The organism is Acinetobacter sp. Tol 5 (assembly GCF_019702905.1).
Taxonomy (GTDB): domain Bacteria; phylum Pseudomonadota; class Gammaproteobacteria; order Pseudomonadales; family Moraxellaceae; genus Acinetobacter; species Acinetobacter bereziniae.
The window spans coordinates 4,539,387-4,558,962 of the sequence record NZ_AP024708.1; the positions used below are offsets into that span (position 1 = coordinate 4,539,387).

Annotated in this window: 13 protein-coding genes; 7 read left to right on the top strand and 6 right to left on the bottom strand. The window is 40.6% G+C overall.

The annotated features are described in order from the left end of the window. Positions 1-4: 4 nt before the first annotated feature. The 6 genes from TOL5_RS21070 to TOL5_RS21095 all read left to right on the top strand — a co-directional run bounded on the left by TOL5_RS21070 (position 5) and on the right by TOL5_RS21095 (position 8,662). Positions 5-1,516 carry a sodium:solute symporter gene (locus TOL5_RS21070; protein ID WP_121774053.1) on the top strand — a complete coding sequence of 504 codons (1,512 nt, stop codon included), beginning with the start codon at positions 5-7 and terminating at the stop codon, positions 1,514-1,516. Positions 1,517-1,557: 41 nt separating this feature from the next. Then, a complete protein-coding gene (speB, locus tag TOL5_RS21075; RefSeq protein ID WP_139420649.1) occupies positions 1,558-2,520 on the top strand; it encodes an agmatinase in 963 nt (320 codons plus the stop codon). A 720-nt stretch (positions 2,521-3,240) separates the two neighbouring features. Then, complete coding sequence (locus TOL5_RS21080; protein WP_046760490.1) at positions 3,241-4,395, top strand: iron-containing alcohol dehydrogenase; 1,155 nt, start codon at positions 3,241-3,243, stop codon at positions 4,393-4,395. Between the two features lie 2 nt (positions 4,396-4,397). After that, entirely contained in the window at positions 4,398-5,834 is a 1,437-nt protein-coding gene (locus tag TOL5_RS21085) for a sigma-54 interaction domain-containing protein (protein ID WP_227543960.1), read from the top strand. 6 nt (positions 5,835-5,840) lie between these two features. Further along, the gene (locus tag TOL5_RS21090; RefSeq protein WP_058968618.1) at positions 5,841-7,298 is read left to right on the top strand and encodes an NAD-dependent succinate-semialdehyde dehydrogenase; all 1,458 of its coding nucleotides are present in this window, start codon (positions 5,841-5,843) and stop codon (positions 7,296-7,298) included. Positions 7,299-7,324: 26 nt separating this feature from the next. Beyond that, positions 7,325-8,662: an MFS transporter gene (locus TOL5_RS21095; RefSeq protein WP_005034674.1), complete on the top strand. Its 1,338-nt coding sequence runs from the start codon at positions 7,325-7,327 to the stop codon at positions 8,660-8,662. Between the two features lie 207 nt (positions 8,663-8,869). Here TOL5_RS21095 and TOL5_RS21100 read toward each other — a convergent pair whose 3' ends face one another. Genes TOL5_RS21100 through TOL5_RS21110 form a run of 3 tightly spaced genes read right to left on the bottom strand, consistent with a single transcriptional unit; the run spans position 8,870 to position 13,814 of the window. Continuing rightward, positions 8,870-10,132: an HlyD family type I secretion periplasmic adaptor subunit gene (locus tag TOL5_RS21100; protein WP_227544151.1), complete on the bottom strand. Its 1,263-nt coding sequence runs from the start codon at positions 10,130-10,132 to the stop codon at positions 8,870-8,872. Next, positions 10,129-12,264, bottom strand: coding sequence for a type I secretion system permease/ATPase (locus tag TOL5_RS21105; RefSeq protein WP_005033558.1), 2,136 nt, complete (start codon positions 12,262-12,264; stop codon positions 10,129-10,131). The genes TOL5_RS21100 and TOL5_RS21105 overlap by 4 nt, the downstream gene beginning before the upstream one ends. Then, complete coding sequence (locus TOL5_RS21110) at positions 12,261-13,814, bottom strand: TolC family protein (RefSeq protein WP_221260630.1); 1,554 nt, start codon at positions 13,812-13,814, stop codon at positions 12,261-12,263. The genes TOL5_RS21105 and TOL5_RS21110 overlap by 4 nt, the downstream gene beginning before the upstream one ends. Before the next feature lie 414 nt (positions 13,815-14,228). Between TOL5_RS21110 and TOL5_RS21115 the strand changes: the two genes are divergently transcribed. Continuing rightward, positions 14,229-15,599, top strand: a complete 1,371-nt coding sequence (locus TOL5_RS21115; RefSeq protein ID WP_121775786.1) for a phosphomannomutase CpsG — start codon at positions 14,229-14,231, stop codon at positions 15,597-15,599. 53 nt (positions 15,600-15,652) lie between these two features. Here the strand turns inward: TOL5_RS21115 and galE are convergent, their stop codons facing one another. From galE to TOL5_RS21130, 3 genes are read right to left on the bottom strand one after another with little or no spacing between them, the layout of a single operon-like run. Next, positions 15,653-16,672: a UDP-glucose 4-epimerase GalE gene (gene galE, locus TOL5_RS21120; protein WP_121775785.1), complete on the bottom strand. Its 1,020-nt coding sequence runs from the start codon at positions 16,670-16,672 to the stop codon at positions 15,653-15,655. Positions 16,673-16,682: 10 nt separating this feature from the next. Then, the gene (gene pgi / locus TOL5_RS21125) at positions 16,683-18,293 is read right to left on the bottom strand and encodes a glucose-6-phosphate isomerase (protein WP_392390147.1); all 1,611 of its coding nucleotides are present in this window, start codon (positions 18,291-18,293) and stop codon (positions 16,683-16,685) included. 17 nt (positions 18,294-18,310) lie between these two features. Then, a complete protein-coding gene (locus TOL5_RS21130; RefSeq protein WP_042089251.1) occupies positions 18,311-19,570 on the bottom strand; it encodes a UDP binding domain-containing protein in 1,260 nt (419 codons plus the stop codon). Between the last annotated feature and the right edge of the window lie 6 nt (positions 19,571-19,576).

Sequence of the window (19,576 nt, forward strand, 5' to 3'; positions counted from 1 at the left end):
TTCTATGGGTATTGATATTGCGATTGTTGTTTTTTATCTTGTTGTAATGCTGATATTTGGCTTTTTAGGAAAAGCAAGGACCAAGAACAGTAGTGATTTTTTGGTCGCAGGTCGTCGTCTTGGTTTTGGGCTATATACAGGTACTATGGCGGCGGTCGTACTTGGTGGTGCATCCACCGTGGGTGGAGTTGGTCTTGGTTACAAGTTTGGTATTTCTGGTATGTGGCTCGTGGTCGCGATTGCTATTGGCATAATTTTGCTCAGCCTGTTTTTTGCCAGCCCAATCCAACGATTGCGCGTGTTTACGGTTGCCCAGATGCTACAATTAAGATATGGCATTAATGGGACTGCGGCATCTGGTATTGTGATGGTGTTATACACACTAATGCTGACAGTCACCTCAACAATTGCATATGCAACCATCTTTAATGTGCTATTCGGTACACCACAGTGGATTTCTGTGATGATCGGTGCTGTTATTGTCATGCTTTACTCTTCGATTGGCGGGATGTGGTCAATCACGTTAACTGACATGGTGCAGTTCGTGCTTAAGACGATTGGCATATTTGTTTTATTGCTGCCATTTGCTTGGACTCAGGCTGGGGGTTACGATGGTATTATGGCAAAGCTAGGTCCAACAGCTGGTGCGGCACATTTTGATATGGGTACCATAGGTATCGACACAATCATCACTTATTTTGTGATTTATTCGTTTGGTATGTTAATTGGTCAGGATATTTGGCAACGTGTGTTCACAGCCCAGTCACCTAAAGTCGCTCGTTGGGGTGGTACTGTAGCGGGGATTTATTGCTTGTTGTATGGGGTTGCTGGGGCTTTGATCGGGGTTGCAGCTTCTGTTTTGTTGCCAGATATTTCCGCGAAGAGCGATGTTTTTGCAGCTGTTGCTGAGAAGGTATTGCCTGTAGGGTTATCGGGAATTGTACTCGCTGCAGCTCTCGCTGCGATGATGTCTACAGCTTCTGGCGCCTTAATTGCCTGTGCCACTGTATCCAGAGCTGATGTGATGCCATTTTTTGGTCATTTGATGGGTCGAAAAAGTGAGTCTGGCGAGATTAATCCTGAACATGATATACGTGCCAATCGATTATATATCATTGGACTGGGCATGATTGCGACTATTATTTCAATGATGGTAAGTGATGTGGTGACTGCATTGACTATTGCCTATGATATTCTTGTGGGTGGTTTGCTCGTTGCAATTCTTGGTGGGTTTATATGGCAAAGAGCGACTGGGATTGGCGCCTTGGCTTCTATGACTGTAGGTACGGTAGTGACACTTGCGACAATGATCTTTACCAATATATTGGCCAATGAACCCATCTATTTTGGTCTGCTGTCGAGTTTGGTGACCTATGTTGTAGTGAGCCTGATGAGCAAGCCTACCCCTGCTGAGGTGCTGAATACATGGCAAGACCGATTATCAGGTCGAGAGATTGCTATTTCAGATGATCTAATGAATGCAACAGAATCAATAAAAGTAGAACAAAAGTATTGAGCCTTGCCCACCATATTAAAAATCATCATTGGAGTATAAAAATGAGCAATAAACCATTTAATCAGCCCTTAAGTGGCAATGAAATGCCGCGTTGTGGTGGGATAGCCACAATGATGCGTTTGCCTACGCAAATGAATGGTGAAGGGCTAGATGTGGCTTTCGTCGGTATTCCGCTTGATATAGGCACCTCTAATCGTCCTGGCTCCCGTCTGGGACCACGACAAATTCGTGATGAATCACGAATGTTGCGCCCTTATAACGTTAATACCTTTGCTGCTCCTTTTGAAAGTTTACAAGTGGCAGATATTGGTGATGTGCCAATTAATACGTTTAACCTACTGAAAAGCATAGATATCATTGAGTCATTTTATCAAGAAAACATTCTAAAATACGATTGTAAACCAATCACCTTGGGTGGTGATCATACCATTGTATTGCCTATCTTGCGTGCTATTAGCAAAAAGTATGGACCAGTGGCAGTTGTACATATCGATGCACATGCTGATGTGAATGACGAAATGTTTGGTGAAAAAATTGCACATGGCACACCATTTAGGCGCGCCGTGGAAGAAGGCTTGTTAATCAACGACAAAGTATTTCAGATTGGATTACGTGGCACTGGCTATAGCGCTGATGAATTCAAGTGGTCTATTGATCAAGGCTTTACCGTTATTCCAGCTGATCAATGCTGGTATAAATCATTAGCACCAGTAATGGATAAGATTCGTGCCAAAATTGGTGATAGTCCATTGTATTTAAGCTTCGATATAGATGGTATTGATCCTGCATATGCCCCAGGTACAGGAACTGTTGAAATTGCAGGACTAACCGTTCCACAATCATTGGAAATTATTCGTGGTTTGAAAGGTTGCCAGCTGGTTGGAGCTGATTTAGTGGAAGTCTCTCCTCCTTATGATCCATTTGGTTCAACGGCAGTATTGGCAGCTAATTTGGCATTTGAGATGCTGTGTGTATTTCCTGGTGTCAAATATGATGGATTGTAGGCTAAGCCGATTCACTTGAGTTCGGCATATTTACCATAGAGCTGTACTGTGAATGTTCAATCTGATGCAAGTTTTTAATTGATCATTCACTGTTTCAATCAAATCTCTTTTGCTCAGCAATTATTTTTTGTTCTATGTGAGTTTGAATCTTTTTTATATTTCTCCCTGCGGTAGTTAATAGTTTTAGCCCTCTTGCTGCCAAAACTTTTGTTTTAAGTGTACTCAAATAATCTTAATCTCGCCATCAATTTTACCGACCTAATTTTGGTCACACCAAACACTTGACAATAGTTCACTCAGTCAACGATGTCCTTTCTTTTATACAAAAAACCGAGAATTACTTTTAGCTCAAAGGAGAGAGCCAATTGCGCAGTTTGCTCGTAGAGCATGTATTGTTACAGTTACAGCAAGAAACAAGGGGCGCATTACAGCAACTGTATGACAAGCGTCGACTTATTTAGTCAAACTAATTCAGCGTTATTTGAGTAAATTTTTTCTTCTGAATTCGATGGAGACCCTGGTCTACATCTGGCGATGCAATTACCCAACAAATGCGATGACAAAAAAATTGATCATCAATTTATGATATTTTTCATAAATAATGAAAAATATCATATAAAATCTTTTACAAAAAATTTAAGATATTGATTTATATAATTAAAAATAATTGGTACAGCAATTGCTTAAAACACAAAAATTGTACTTCTTAATGGAATAAAGATGCCGATTCATACATTCAAGTCTGCACATAAATTAGTGACTGGCTTTAATGCATCCAAACAGTTAGCCAAATACTGCCATGATTTAAATATGTCTAAAGTTTTAATACTGACTGATCATGGCATCTTAAATTCAGGTTCATTAACACCCATTACCAATCTTTTACAACAACAGCATATTGAATTTTCGATTTATGCGGACATTACGCCTGAGCCTGAAATTGAAGTGGTTTTGCAATCCAAAAAATTCTTTGAGCAAGATCAATATAATGGCGTGATCGCAATTGGCGGTGGAAGTGTTATTGATACCGCAAAATGTATTGCAATTTATGGCAACAATCATGAGCCTTTGGAAAGCTTTTTTGGCGAAAACAAAGTCAGTCAAAAAGGTCTTCCTCTGATTGTATTGCCGACTACCGCAGGAACAGGTTCAGAAGTCACGAATATTGCCATTCTTTCTGACTCTAAAAACCAAATTAAAAAAGGCATCGTGAGTGACTTTTTACTCCCAGATGTTGCAATTGTCGCACCTGAAATGACGTTAAGCTGTCCAGCACATATTACGGCTGCCAGTGGTGTGGATGCATTGGTTCATGCAATTGAATCGTTTATTTCTGTCAATGCTTCACCGTTAACAGATGCTTTAGCGATTCAGGCAATGAAATTAATTATCAATGCCTTACCCAAAGCCTATGCCAATCCAGATGACTTACAAGCCCATGAAGATATGGCAAATGCCAGCTTAATGGCAGGTTTGTCCTTTGGTAATGCTGGCGTTGGTGCAGTGCATGCACTCGCATATCCTTTAGGTGGGCGTTTCCATATGGCACATGGTGTCAGTAATGCCTTATTGTTGCCTTTCGTCATGGAATACAACCGCATCGCCTGTTTGGACAAATTTAAAGTGATTGCTGAATGCTTTAATGAACCGACAACAGGGCTGAATGATCTTCAAATTGCCGATCGTGTGATTAGCCGTTTACATAATATTTGTGAGATGGTCAATATTCCAAAAGGGCTTCGAAATTTCAATATTCCTGAGTCAGTGATTCCAGAACTGGCTGCGGAAGCGATTAAAGTCGAAAGATTACTCCGCAATAATCCTCGACGTTTAACACAGCAAGAAATCGAAAACATTTATTATGAAGCTTATTAATAATGAATGAGTTTCTTGCCATGACTTGGGTCAATCTTCTTGCAAACAATTCTAAAGATGCGGATATTTCTTATCAAATATTAACATCGATCATGAATGCCTTAGATGACGGTGTATATATCACCGATCATCTGGGCACAACTTTATTTGTTAATGATGCCTATTTAAAGCTGACGCATTTAAATCGAGAAGATTTAATCGATCATCCGATCCAAGACTTGGTCAATCAAGGTGTTTTTTCACGTTCAGTCTCTATGGACGTGATTCAAACTCATCAAAAAACCACCATTTTACAGTCCTTACAAAATCATACTGAACTGCTGGTCACAGGGCATCCTGTATTTGATCAGGAAAATCAACTCATTGCAGTCATCACATCGGTTCGTGATATTACTGTTCTACTTCAAGCACAAAAAGATCAAAAAGAACTCGAAGATATTCGCAATACACAAAAGAAATATTCAACACGCAAGCTGAATGACAACTATCTGACCAACTTAAGCGACAGTACCAATAAGACCTTCAATCGAGCGAAACGTATCGCACATTCAGATATTAAAATTCTCATTCAGGGCAACACAGGTACAGGGAAAACTGTACTGGCACGTTTTATTCATAAAAACAGCCCACGAAAAGATCAGCCCTTCTTAGAAATTAACTGTGCCACCATGCCAGATGGTTTACTGGAATCTGAATTATTTGGCTATGTGCCTGGTGCTTTTACAGGTGCCTTGCAAAAAGGTAAAAAAGGTTTATTTGAAGTCGTCAACGGCGGTACTTTATTTTTGGATGAAGTTGGCGACTTACCTTTGGCACTGCAAGCAAAATTACTCAAAGTTATTGAAGATAATCGTTTTATTCCAGTCGGTGGTTTTGAATATGTCTACACTGATGTTCGTATTATCTCTGCAACGCATCACGATTTATTAAAACTGGTTGAGCAAGGCAAATTTAGACGAGATCTTTATTACCGCCTTTGTGTCACCTCATTAAAATTAGAAGATTTAAAAAATCGTATCTCTGAAATTGAACCATTGTTAGAACTGTATTTGGCAAATTTCAATAAGAAATATCACACCAACAAACGCTACTCGGCAGAAGTGATCGAATTGGTAAAAGCCTATTCATGGCCAGGGAACATTCGAGAGCTGACTAATTTTGTTGAGCAAACTGTTGTGCTGAGCGAGTCATCCACCATTTTGCCCGAAGATATTCCTGAAGATATACAGTGTGCTTTACGTGGTGAAACCCAGTTCAATACACCCCTTTCGAACTCATCAGAAACCCTTAAAAAACAAGTGGATGATTTTGAGTTCAAGATTATTTCTCACGCCCTTGCCGTGTTTAAAACCACACAAAAGGCAGCCCAAGCTTTAGGTATTGACCAATCAACATTGGTTAAAAAACGACAGCGTTATCAGCAACTTTATCAAGAGTAAACCAATATGGATATTGCTTCTTTATCAACCTTTAAACAACAGGCCTATGTCAATGGTGATTGGATCAACTCAACTGATCAACGTCATATCGATGTACAAAATCCAGCGACAGGTCAGGTGATTGCACAAATTCCTGCGCTTACTGTGGCACAGGTTGAGCAAACGATTATTTTTGCTCAAGAAGCATATCTGGATTGGAAAAAACAGTCCGTCAAATACCGTTCTGATCTCTTAAAAAAATGGTTTGCACTCATCATTGAACACAAACAAGAACTTGCCAGCATCATGACGCTTGAGCAAGGTAAGCCGCTCAAAGAAGCTGAAGGCGAGATTGTTTATGCTGCGAGTTTTATTGAATGGTTTGCTGAAGAAGGTCGTCGTATGTATGGCGAAACGATTCCTGCACCTAGTCAAGACAAGCGTTTACTCACTTTCCGTGAACCTGTGGGGGTATGTGTCGCCATTACACCATGGAACTTCCCTGCTGCCATGATCACACGTAAAGTAGCACCGGCATTGGCTGCGGGTTGCAGTATCATTGTCAAACCTGCTCAAGAAACACCTTTAACTGCACTTGCGCTCGCTTATCTTGCTGAGCAAGCTGGTATTCCCAAAGGTGTTTTAAATGTTGTGACAGGTCATTCAAAAGAAATTGTTGCCCCATTGACACAGAGTCCAATTGTACAAAAATTAAGTTTTACAGGATCTACTCCTGTCGGTGCTTTATTGATGGAACAATGCGCACCAACCATTAAAAAACTCTCGCTGGAATTAGGTGGCAATGCACCTCTCATCGTCTTTGCAGATGCAGATTTAGACAATGCCGTACAAGGAACTATTGACAGTAAATTTCGAAATGCAGGGCAAACGTGTGTTTGTAGTAATCGCATCTTTGTACATAGCAGTATTTACGATCAATTTATTCTCAAACTCAAAGATAAAGTCTCTCAGTTAAAACTTGGTAATGGGTTAGATTCTGATACAGATCTAGGACCACTCATCAATCAAAAAGCGGTAGAAAAAATTCAACAACATATTGAAGATGCAATCAGCTTAGGTGGTGAACTGGTTTATGGCGGTCAAGTTTCCGCATTAGGGGCGCAATACTTTGAGCCAACCATTATCGCCAATGCGCAAGACAACATGCTGTGTTTTAGGGAAGAGACTTTTGCCCCTCTCGCTCCAATTTTTAAATTTGAAAATGAACAAGACGTAATTCAGCGTGCCAATAACACTGAATTTGGTCTGGCTGCCTATATTTTTACTGAAAATCTTCAACGCACATTTAGCGTTGCCGAAGCGCTGCAATATGGCATGGTTGGAATTAATACTGGTTTAATTTCTACCACAGAAGCCCCTTTTGGAGGAGTTAAAGCTTCTGGGCTTGGACGCGAAGGCTCGAAACATGGTTTGGATGAATATACCGAATTGAAATATTTATGCTTGGGTAATTTTAAAGCTTAACTTTAATTAAATAAGGACATGATGGAATGGAACAAGTATCAGGAAATACTTCTACACCGCTTGCAAGTGACAGCGCTCCACCGAATATTAAAAAGGTGGTCGGTGCCTCCATGGCAGGGACTGTCGCTGAATGGTATGAATTTTATATTTATGGTATTGCCAGTACTTTAGTGTTTGGTCATTTATTTTTCCCAAATGCAGGAACCACGCTAGATGGAATTATTGCTGCCTTTGCAACCTATGCGATTGGTTTTATTGCACGTCCTTTAGGTGGTCTGGTATTTGGTCATTTTGGTGATAAATATGGACGTAAAAAGCTGTTACAACTGAGTCTATTTTTAGTGGGTGCTTCCACATTTTTGATGGGATGCTTACCCGGTTATAACAGCATTGGCTATATGGCACCTGTGTTATTGATTGTCCTGCGTTTTATCCAAGGTTTTGCAGTCGGTGGAGAATGGGGCGGTGCAATCTTATTGGTGGGTGAACATAGTCCAAATCATCAACGTGGATTTTGGGCAAGCTTCCCACAGTCTGCCGTAAGCGCTGGAAATATTTTAGCAAGCTTGGTGATTTTGGCACTGTCGATGATTCTCTCCAATGAGGATTTCTTGAGCTGGGGATGGCGTGTCGCGTTTTGGCTTTCAACCATTATTATTTTTATTGGTTATTGGATTCGTCGTAGTGTGGAAGATGCCCCTATTTTCCAAGAAGCACTGAAACAAGCTGAGGAAAAACAAGATAATTCTTCTAATTTTAAAGAATTGGTCACCACTTATCCAAAACGTTTAGCGTCTGGATTATTACTCCGTTTAGGTGAAAATACCTCTTACTATATGATCGTGGTATTCACCATCACTTTCCTCACCCTGAAAGTTGGTATTGAATACAAAACAGTGCTGATGATTTTGCTGGCAGCCAATGTTTTCCACTTCTTCACCATGCTTTTCAGTGGATATTTATCTGACAAAATTGGACGTAAGCCAACCATGATGGCTGGAAATATCGGGTTAATCATCTGGGTATTCTTCTATTTCTCAGCAATTAGCACAGGCAATTACGGCACGATTTTTGTGATGATGTGTATTGGTCTATTGTTCCAAGCGATGGCTTACGCACCTGAATCTGCAACATTGGCGGAATTATTCCCAACCAAAATGCGCTATTTAGGTGTATCTTTTTCTTATCAATTTGCATCAATCTTAGCAGGTTCAATGGCACCGATTATTTGTGCATATTTATTTAAGACTTATGATGCAACATTGCCTATCGAAATTTATATCGCGATCGTTTCATTCATTTCAGTACTTGCTGTAGCAAGCCTAAAAGAATCGAAAGGCATTGATTTAAAAGATGTGAAATAGTTTAAAGCATGGCTCAAACACATTAAATTTTCCAACAAGGAAAGTTTAATGTGGTAAAGGAATATACCTAATTTTATTTGTTTCAACTTTCTGAAATCGACGCTATTCAGCACCAATGCCTAATATAGACACCAATAAAAAACCAATCTGTAGATTGGTTTTTTATTTCCATTGATGTATTTCAATCCATGCTTGATGATCTAAAAATTAACGCTCTCTTAATGCTTCTTTGGCTTTATTGAATGGTTTCAACAAGTATTCAATAATGGTTTTCTGACCTGTGCGAATATCAACAGTAGCCACCATACCCGGCGTAATCGAAAAAGATTTACCCGCTTTATTCACCAGTTTATCTTTATTGGTTCGAATATAGACGCGATAGTAAAACTGATCTTGTTTCACCTCATCACGGATAGTATCCGGTGAAATCACCGTCACTTTACCTTCCAAACCACCATAAATAGAGTAGTCATAGGCCGTGATTTTCACTAAAGCCGGCTGCCCCGGATGAATAAACGCAATATCTCGTGGGGAAATACGTGCTTCAATCAATAACTGCTCATCAATCGGAACAATGGTCATTAACTTGCCATTTTGCGGTACCACCCCACCAATCGTGGTCACGGCAATTTCTTTGACCACACCACGGACAGGCGCTTTAAAGGTGGAACGTTTGACTGAGTCATTTCGACCTGCCACGATTTGCTGTAACGATTGAATATCTGCATTGGCTTTCGCCAACTCTTCACGTGACTTTACATAGTAGTCATTACGCTTGTCATTGATCTGATTTTCAAAGTTATTGATATCTCGTTTTAGACGTAACACTTCAACTTCGGATGCCGCACCTTTCGCCACCAAAGGTTGAGTCATTTGCAATTCATTTTGCACCAAAGCCAAGGCATGTTTTAACCCCGTGATGGACTCATCCAAATTGGCACGACGAGAGGTATACAGTGCCGTTTCCTCTCGAACCAAGGCTGATACTGCCAATACATCTTTAGGGAAGCGTAGCGGTGTACCATTTACTTCCGCCTCTAAACGTGCAGCAGTGGCTTGGGTTGCCAGTAATTTAGTCTGGCTTTCTCCGACTTGTGACTCAAAACGGGTGGGGTCAATCTGAGCAAGGGTTTGTCCTTTTTGTACAATATCACCTTCTTTGACATCCAAACTGGTGAGCACCCCACCATCTAAGGATTGAATGATTTGCTCTTTGGACGAAGGAATTACTTTGCCTGTGCCCGTTGAAACTTCTTCCAATTTAAAAACGCATGCCCAAATCAAGAATGCCAATAAGCCCACTGCCACGATCCAAATAATAAAACTGGATTTAGGCAAGGGCGGTTCTGAAAACTTGAGTGCTGAGGGATTGCTGGGACGCTTGAGCAGATCGCTCGTCTCACGATCATCGGAGTCAGCAGCTGTCGTGCTTTGCAGTTCAATCTTTTGCGGATTTTGTTCTTGGCTCATGCTGAAGCACCTCCCGCATTCGGTTGATGTTGAGGATTTAAAATGGCATCTCGTGGTCCATCTTTAATAATTTTACCTTCATGTACCACAATAATCCGATCCACCAGTTGTAATACTGCAGGGCGATGGGTGGCCACCACCAAAGTGCGATGACCCAGCCATTGTTTAAGATGTTGAATCAATACTTTTTCAGACACATCATCAATCGAGGCGGTAGGTTCATCCAACAACACAATATTCGGGTTTCTCAACAGCAACCGGGTCAGCAATAGCGCTTGTTTTTGTCCACCTGAAAAGCCCACACCTCCCTCAAGAATGGTATGGTCCAAGCCTTCTTTTTTCTGCTCTACGATTTCCAATGCATTGGTGATTTGCAAGGCACGCACAATTTCTTCATCGGTTGCCAAGGGCGCACCCAAGGTTAAGTTTTCTCGGATGGTCCCAAAGAATAAATGGGCATTTTGATTGAGCAGTGCCATATCTCGGCGAATATCATCAGGATCAAGCAAGGATTGATCGACACCATCCAGACTAATTTTACCTTGGACAGGCAGTTGCATCCCGGCAAGTAATTGTAAAAGGCTCGATTTTCCTGCACCATTGCGTCCCAGAATCGCCACCTTTTCTCCGACCGCAATTTTGAGTTGCGGTATCACCAAGGTCGGACGTGGATCGTCTTCGGTATATTTAAACACCACCCCTTTAAAATCATAATCCCCTAACAGCACTTTACGCTGAATCAATTGAGCACGCTCAGGGCGGTCAACCGGTTTTTGCATTAACTCATCTAAACCATTCTTTGCCACTTTGGCTTGTTGCCAACGCCCAAGCACACCCGTCACTTGAGAAATAGGTGCCAACATCCGTGAAGAGAGAATCGAACACGCCACCAAGGCACCTGTAGTCATGTCACCTTTCATCACTGCAAAACAACCGACCAAGACTACGATTGCATAGGTCAAGCCTTGAATCTTCTGTGTCCATGCATTTAACCAACCGACAATTTTTCGTTGACGCATGCTGACATCTGCTGAGACTTCATTCATGTGATTCCATTGATTTTGGAATCGGGCTTCAGCACGCAGTAGTTTGATATCTTCAATGCCTTGCACCGCTTCAACCAAAATCGCATTACGAATTGCCGATTCACGCATACCTTCAGTTGCCAATTGTGCCAATTTCTTTTGTACCAAAAAGCCCGGAACAATCATCAGCGGCACCACCAGCAACATCACCCAGAAAATGTTGCCTCCAATCATCCAAAAAATCACCAAGAACAGGAAGAAAAAAGGAAGGTCGGCAATTGCACTGATGGTGGTTGAGGTGACCAATTCACGGACCCCTTCTAGTTCGCGAATCTGCGAAATAAAAGAGCCTGTTGAACGTGCTCGGTCTTTATTGCGAATGCGCAGTGCATGACCAAATACCCGATCTGAAATCTTTAAGTCGGCACGTTTACCGATAATATCGGATAAATAGACCCGTGCAATTCGCAGAACAAATTCAAAGATTGCAGCGATCAGTACGCCACCTGCAAGCACCCACAAGGTCGGAATGGATTGAGACGGCACCACACGGTCGTAAACTTGCATGGAGAAGATAATGGTCGCCAATGCCAAAATATTGGCAATCATTGAAGCTACCATGATGTCGGTATAGCGTTTCCAGTCTTTTAAAACAATGTCCCAGAACCAGCTTTTTTCATAAGGCTTAATGTATTCATCAACACGCGCATCCGGTACAGAGGTTTCAGGTCTAAATATATAGACGCGCTTGGCATGGGCTTGTAGTTGCTGCACACTGAAGCTTTGTGACAGCCCTTGATCACCACTGAGTTGTAGGCTGACATTTCCAGCAGCATCTACTTTCTCAATCACCGCCACCTGACCATCATTCAGCTCAACTACCACCGGCAAGCGCCATGGATTGAGAACATCCGTGCTAAAGTCAGCTTGACGTATATTTAAGCCAACTTGACGGGTAATCAGTGCCAGCATGTCATCAAGATTGTGATATTTATTCCAATCCAGTTGCAGACGAATTTGTTCTTCTGAGGGTTGAATACGATAATGTTGTGCAACCGCGATAATGGCTTGTAACCAGGGTTGATAATTTAATCTATTATTATTCATGGCTGAACTTCAAACCCCTGAATTTGAATATTATTTAAATGATAAGCATGTCTACTCTTTCCGGTTACATTGATAAATAATGCAATCGTGTCATAGATATCAAATCGTGCTGCTTCTCTTTCAATCCTTGAACTTTGGTACGATTGTTCTGAACTGAGTAAATCTAAAATCGAACGTTTGCCGAGTTTGTATTGTTCTTCATACAGCTCTCGGGTTTTGGCAGTTGAACGTTCTCGGTCCATCAATACCCAAATTTGTTTATCGGTGTTTTCAATACTTTCACGGGCAATCTGGGCTTGATCCATAATATTGAGATAGGTGGCATTCAGCTTGGCACGGGCGGCTTGTTCAGCATAATTTGCTGCTTTAACCTGTGAACCCACTGCACCGCCTTGATAGAAATTACTCGACATCTGTACCCCAATCGAACTGTCGGTATCATTCTCAATCCCTGTATTGGGATTTTGCCCATTCAATGCTTTGGTCACCGCACCCACCAAAGAAATGGTCGGATAGACACTGAGTTGAGTTTGTTTCTTTTGGCTTTGTGCCACATCAATTTCAGCCTTTGCGGCAATCATACTGGGGATGGTATTGACTTCGGGGTCGTCATATAGCCCTGATTGCTTGACGAATTCATCAGGAATATTGAACTCAATTTGACTGACATCAAAACCCAATAAGGTACGTAACTTTTGTTCTTGCTGTTTAAGAAAATTCTGCTGGGTAATCAGGTAGGAACGAGAATATTCAACATAACTTTGCGCTTGCACAGGGTCTGCATGACTGCTGATGCCTGCTTCGGCTCTTAAACGTGCAATCTCATGTAAGCGACTGACCCCATTAAATTGATCTTGGGCGATTTTTATAATATTACGATATCTCAATAAACCTAAAATATCTCGAGCCGTCTGGGTAGAGATTTCATCAATACTGATCAAGACATTGGCTTGTTCAACCGCCAATTTATTTTGTTGTGTGGTGACACTGCTTTTGACTTTACCAAAATCATAGAGCAATTGATTGGCTTCAACAGAATATAACTGCCGCCCTTTATCATTTGAGGTGAAATCACCAGTATTCATGCCAGCTTTTAATTGTGGATAGTATTGTGCCTTGGCGACATCAATATTGGCATTTTGGGAAGCCAGAGTAGAAATCGTTTGGGCAATATTGGGATTGCGTTTGACAGAGATTTGCACGGCTTCTTCAAGGCTTAAGGTCCGTGTGGGTACTGCATATTGCTGGGCAGTTGGTGGATTTTCCAGATAAAGATTATTTAAAGATGCCTTTTGCCCCAGATAGGGTTTGACCACTGGCAAAGGGCTCGCAGTGCTTTGCTCAGGTTGGTATTCAAAGTCAGAAAGCTGTTTAAGTTGCACGGTACGAAAGGAGGAGTCATCTTTGGGTTTGATTAAACTCGATACACTTTCCTGGATGCCTTTTAAATAGCGGGTGTCTTGTGCATGGCTATTGTTCTGAATCAGAACACATAGACTGATTGCACCCAATCTTTTTAAAAAAATTATGGGTTTGTGAGTGATTAACATTCCTGAATGGCACCTAATCATGCTTGTAATTATCGGCATTGAATTATTTTGAATTATTTCCTTACTCGATTGCTATTCTACACATTCTAAAATTCAAGCAAATATATATTTCATTTTTTATTGGCTAACTTTGTTAAGAAAAGAGTTTAAATTTCAAAAAGTAAGTCCAATAATTGTGATCTTTATCACATGAATTATCAATTTAATAAATATTAACTTTTTTATCCATCAAAAATCATGAATCAAAAAATAAACAACCATACTTAAAATATTTTTAAAATGAACAAGAAAAACATAAAAATTTCAATTTTATAAATCAACCTAAAATTACATCTTCTCATCTCATTTTTTACTTACTTTAAGGTTAAAATGGTGTTTCACTTAAACCCAAGCTTATACAATAGAAAGATGGACATGAATAAACTGACTTGTTTTAAAGCCTATGACATCCGAGGCAAACTTGGTACAGAACTCAATGAAGAAATCGCTTATAAAGTCGGTCGTGCTTATGGGCAAATCTATCAACCAAAAACTGTCGTCGTGGGTTGTGATGTTCGCTTAACGAGCGAAGATTTAAAACAAGCGACGATTCGTGGTTTAAACGATGCAGGTGTAGATGTACTTGATTTGGGGATGACGGGAACTGAAGAAGTTTATTTTGGTGCTTTTCATCTCGATGTACAGGGTGGAATTGAAGTCACGGCCAGCCATAATCCTATGGACTATAATGGGATGAAACTTGTTCGGGAAAATGCCCGCCCGATTAGTGCAGATACTGGCTTAAAAGATATTCAAGCCTTGGCTGAATCCGAACAATTCATTGAAGTTGAGAAAAAAGGTTCAACGCAAAAATACAATATTCTGCCTGAATTTATTGAACACTTACTCACCTATATTGACCCAGCAAAAATTCGCCCACTCAAATTGGTGATGAATGCAGGCAATGGCGCTGCTGGGCATGTAGTTGATGCCATTGAAGAGAAATTCAAAGCATTAAACATCCCTGTTGAATTTATCAAAATCCATAATCATCCAGATGGTACATTCCCAAATGGTATTCCTAATCCAATTTTGGTCGAAAATCGTGACAGCACTCGTAATGCGGTTTTAATCCACCATGCGGATATGGGGATTGCATGGGATGGCGACTTTGATCGTTGCTTCTTATTTGATGAAAAAGGTCAGTTTATCGAAGGTTACTATATCGTCGGTCTATTGGCACAAGCGTTCTTACTAAAACAATCAGGCGAAAAAATTGTCCACGACCCTCGTCTGGTTTGGAATACTTTAGATATCGTCAATCAGTATCAAGGAACACCTGTCCAATCCAAATCTGGACATGCATTCATTAAAGATGTCATGCGTGAGCATAATGCGGTCTATGGTGGAGAAATGAGTGCACATCACTATTTCCGTGACTTTGCTTACTGCGACAGCGGAATGATTCCATGGTTATTGGCGATTTCAGTGCTGTCTGATACACAGCAATCACTTTCTAGTCTTGTAGAAAATATGATTGCCAAATTCCCATGTAGTGGTGAAATCAACTTTAAAGTGGTCGATACTCAAGAAACCATTCAAAAGATTTTTGATCATTTTGCTGATTTGAATCCTGCCATTGATCAAACAGATGGGGTGAGTCTTGATTTTGGTGCATGGCGTTTAAATGTACGTGCATCAAACACTGAACCATTATTACGCTTAAATATTGAAAGTCGTGCAGATCGTAATCCTAAACCAATGCAAGATTATATAGATGAATTGACCCAATTAATTCAGGCTTAGTTTTTTCATCATAAAAAATAGGCGCTCAATGCGCCTATTTTCCTTTTACAAGCTTATGATTGGTAACCTGTTGGATTTTGTTTTTGCCAGTTCCAACTGTCTGCTAACATATCTTCAAGGGTATATTTTGCTGTCCAACCGAGTTCTGTAACAGCTCGTGCATTGTTGGCGAATGATGTTGCTACATCTCCCGAACGGCGCGGTGCAATTTCATAAGCCACAGCGACACCATTCACTTTTTCGAAAGTATTTTTTACTTCAAGCACAGAACAACCGTTGCCTGTGCCGATGTTCCAAGCACGACAGCCTTTGGCATTTAAACGATTATTTAACGCACATAAATGGGCATTGGCTAAATCAACTACATGGATATAGTCGCGAACCCCTGTCCCATCGATCGTGTCATAGTCATCACCATAGATCGACAGTTTTTCACGACGTCCCACAGCAACCTGAGTGACATAAGGCATTAAATTATTTGGAATCCCTTGCGGATCTTCTCCAATACGGCCACTTTTATGTGCACCCACAGGATTAAAATAACGTAACAAAGCAATCGACCAACGTGAGTCTGCAATGGCTAATTTCTGCAACAATTGCTCAACAATCAGTTTGGTGTAGCCATAGTTATTTGAAGGCATACCTGTTGGCATAGTTTCATCTAAAGGAGATATATTGGCTTCATCATAAACTGTTGCAGATGAGCTAAAAACGAGATTAAAAACCCCTGCTCTTTCCATGGCTTGCGCCAACTGTATTGATCCTGCAATGTTATGGTCAAAATAGCTCAGTGGAATTTGTTGACTTTCTCCCACGGCTTTTAAGCCTGCAAAATGAATCACAGCATCTATTTTATGTGAAGCAAATGCTTGGTCTAAATCATGTGAATCACGAATATCGCCTTGTATAAACTCCAAACGTTTGCCAGTAAGTTCTTGCACCCGCTTGAGTGATTCTTCTGAACTATTCGACAAATTATCAAGCACAACCACATTATGTCCTGCTTCTAGAAGTTCCAAGCAAGTATGTGAGCCTATATAACCTGCCCCACCTGTGACTAAAATATTCGCCATACGTTTTTCTCTATTCTTTACCTAGTAATATCTTGATTAAGCCTTGTGTGGAAGCATCTAGTTGAGAAAAGTCTTTTTCTTTCCCACTGAGAATAGGAAGCAATTGATTGGCAATTTCTTTCCCTTTTTCAACGCCCCACTGATCAAATGGATTGATATTCCACATAACCGACTGTACAAAGACTTTATGTTCGTACAAAGCAATCAACATTCCAAGACTATAAGGACTGAGTTCTTGTAATAAAAGTGTAGAGCTGGGTTGATTGCCTTCATATTGTTTATATTCAGGTAAACTCTCCAACTCATCTGCATTTAAAGCCTGATTACCAAAAGCCAATAAACGTGATTGAGCTAAACAATTAGATAAAGCCAAATGATGTTGTTCAATCAATGCTTCAGCATTTTCAGCATAGGTAAATTGGTTAGCATTGTAGCGCTGTACAGGTGCGATGAAATCACAACTCACCGCATGCGTTCCTTGATGGAGCAACTGATAAAATGCATGTTGCGCATTGGGTCCAACTTCACCCCATACGATCGGACATGTTTTTAGCTCAACTTTTTGATTGTTGCGTTGAATGGATTTACCATTCGACTCCATTTCGAGCTGTTGTAAATAGGATGCAAAATATTTCAATCGCCCATCATAGGGCAATACCGCATGGGTTTGGATATCCAGAAAATTATTGTTCCAAACACCCAACAGAGCCATTAGGACTGGAATATTGTGTTGAAATGGTGTCTTTTGAAAATGTTGGTCAATCGCATAAGCACCAGCCAAAAGCTGTTTAAAACCTTCGACACCAACTTGCAAGGCTATCGGTAAACCGATACATGACCACAATGAATAACGTCCACCGACCCAATCCCAAAGCAGGAATTGGTTTTCTGCTGCAATGCCCCATTCAGTCATTTTTTCAGGTTTGGTTGAAACCCCAATAAAATGATGCTGCACCACACTTTTTTGATGACCTAATGCTTTTTCTAACCATTGGCGCACAGTCTGTGCATTGGATAAGGTATCAATGGTCCCAAAAGATTTTGAAGAAATAATAAATAAAGTCGTTTCAGGGCGCAGTTGATGCAACAGTTCAGAAAGCTGACTTCCATCCATCGTCGAGACGAAATGGACTTTTAATGGTTTAGCTGTAGTAACTTTATAATCGGATAAGGCATGGCTGACCATAAGTGGTCCAAGGTCTGATCCACCCACACCGATGTTGACAATATCTTGAATCACTTCACCCGTTGAACCACGACATTGCCCTGCATGCACTTTTTCAACAAGCTGAAACATGCGATCAAGTTGTTGATGCACAGCTTGAGCTAATTTAGGGTAATCTTGATCATGTTTAGGTAAACGCAATGCCCAATGCATTGCCGCCCGACCTTCAGTGTAATTAATCTGCTCTTCTGTAAATAAGCGCTTAATCCATGCACTCAGTTGCTTCGAATCTGCAAATTTAATTAAAGCTTCAAATGCCGCTTGATCAATACGATGCTTACTATAATCAAAACTGAGTTGATCAAAATGAACCGAAAATTTTTCAAAACGCTGTGGATCTTGCTGAAATAAATCGGTTAAACGTAATTGTTGAACGCTTAGCTGACTTTGATCCATCTCTAATATCGACGTTATCATACGCGCCCCACACCTTGATAAGCAAAACCTTGTCCTTTGACAAATTCTGGATCCCAGATATTACGTCCATCTAGAATAAATGGATGCGTCATTTTCTGCACAAGTTGAGTGTAATCTGGACTCCAATATTGCTTCCAAGCGGTTAATAAGCATAAGGCATGTGCATTTTCGATGGCTTGATATTGATCATGGCACAAGATTAAATCGGTGCGCTCGCCATACAGAGCAGATACTCGCTCTAATGCTTGTGGGTCATGGAGTTGAACAATTGCACCTTGCGCCCAAAGTGCAGCAAGCATGGCATGAATTGGAGAGTTTTCGATACTTGAGGTATTTTCTTTAAATGATGCACCCCAAATCGCAACAATTTTACCTGTTAGTTGCCCTTGATAATAATTCCACAGCTTGCGAAACAAAATTTCCTTTTGCTGTTCATTGATATTCCAAACCTGATCAAGTAATTGGCTCTTTATCCCAGAACCAGCAACCGTGCCTGTGAGGGTTAAAATATCATGAGAAAAATTCTCACCACCAAAACCTACACCAGAAGAGAGATAGCTCGCACCAATTCGATTATCCGCAGCTAAACCTTGTTTTACATTTTGAATATCAATATTGAGTTTTTCTGCCACTTGCGCCATATCATTCATATAGCTGATACGTGTTGCTAACATGCCCGAAATACTCAGTTTGGTAAATTCAGCATCTAAAAATGGCATAAAGAGGTATTGATGTTTTAATTGGAAAAATGGTCTTAACAACTCTTTAACAATTGGTTGGGTCGCCACATGATCGACACCAATGATCACTTGTTTTAGTCCAGTAAAACTTTGAATTGCATTACCTTCTTGAATCGTATCTGGCAAATACGCCCAATGATCGGCAACCAAAATTTCTTTCAGTGTTTCTGTCCCTTCCAAACCAAATGTTGAACCATTAATCATTAACTTTGGATGTATGATGGGACTTCGCTTGAGCTCTTCAGCTAATTTTTTGGCTTGATCAAATTCAGACGGGTTAAAACTAAATAAAAAAACTTCACTGTGTAGTTGGAGTTGTTTTACGCCTACCAATTCAATGGCATGATTCTTAATTTGTTTTTGGATCAGCTGATTTAAATCTTCATCTTGATAGTGAACTGAGGACTGTTTTTCAACACCTACTTGAGGGCACCAATACACATGATGCCCATATTCAGCAAACAAGCCAGCGAGGACGCCAGCTTGAAGTGTTGTGCCAAATACACAAATATTCATATCATA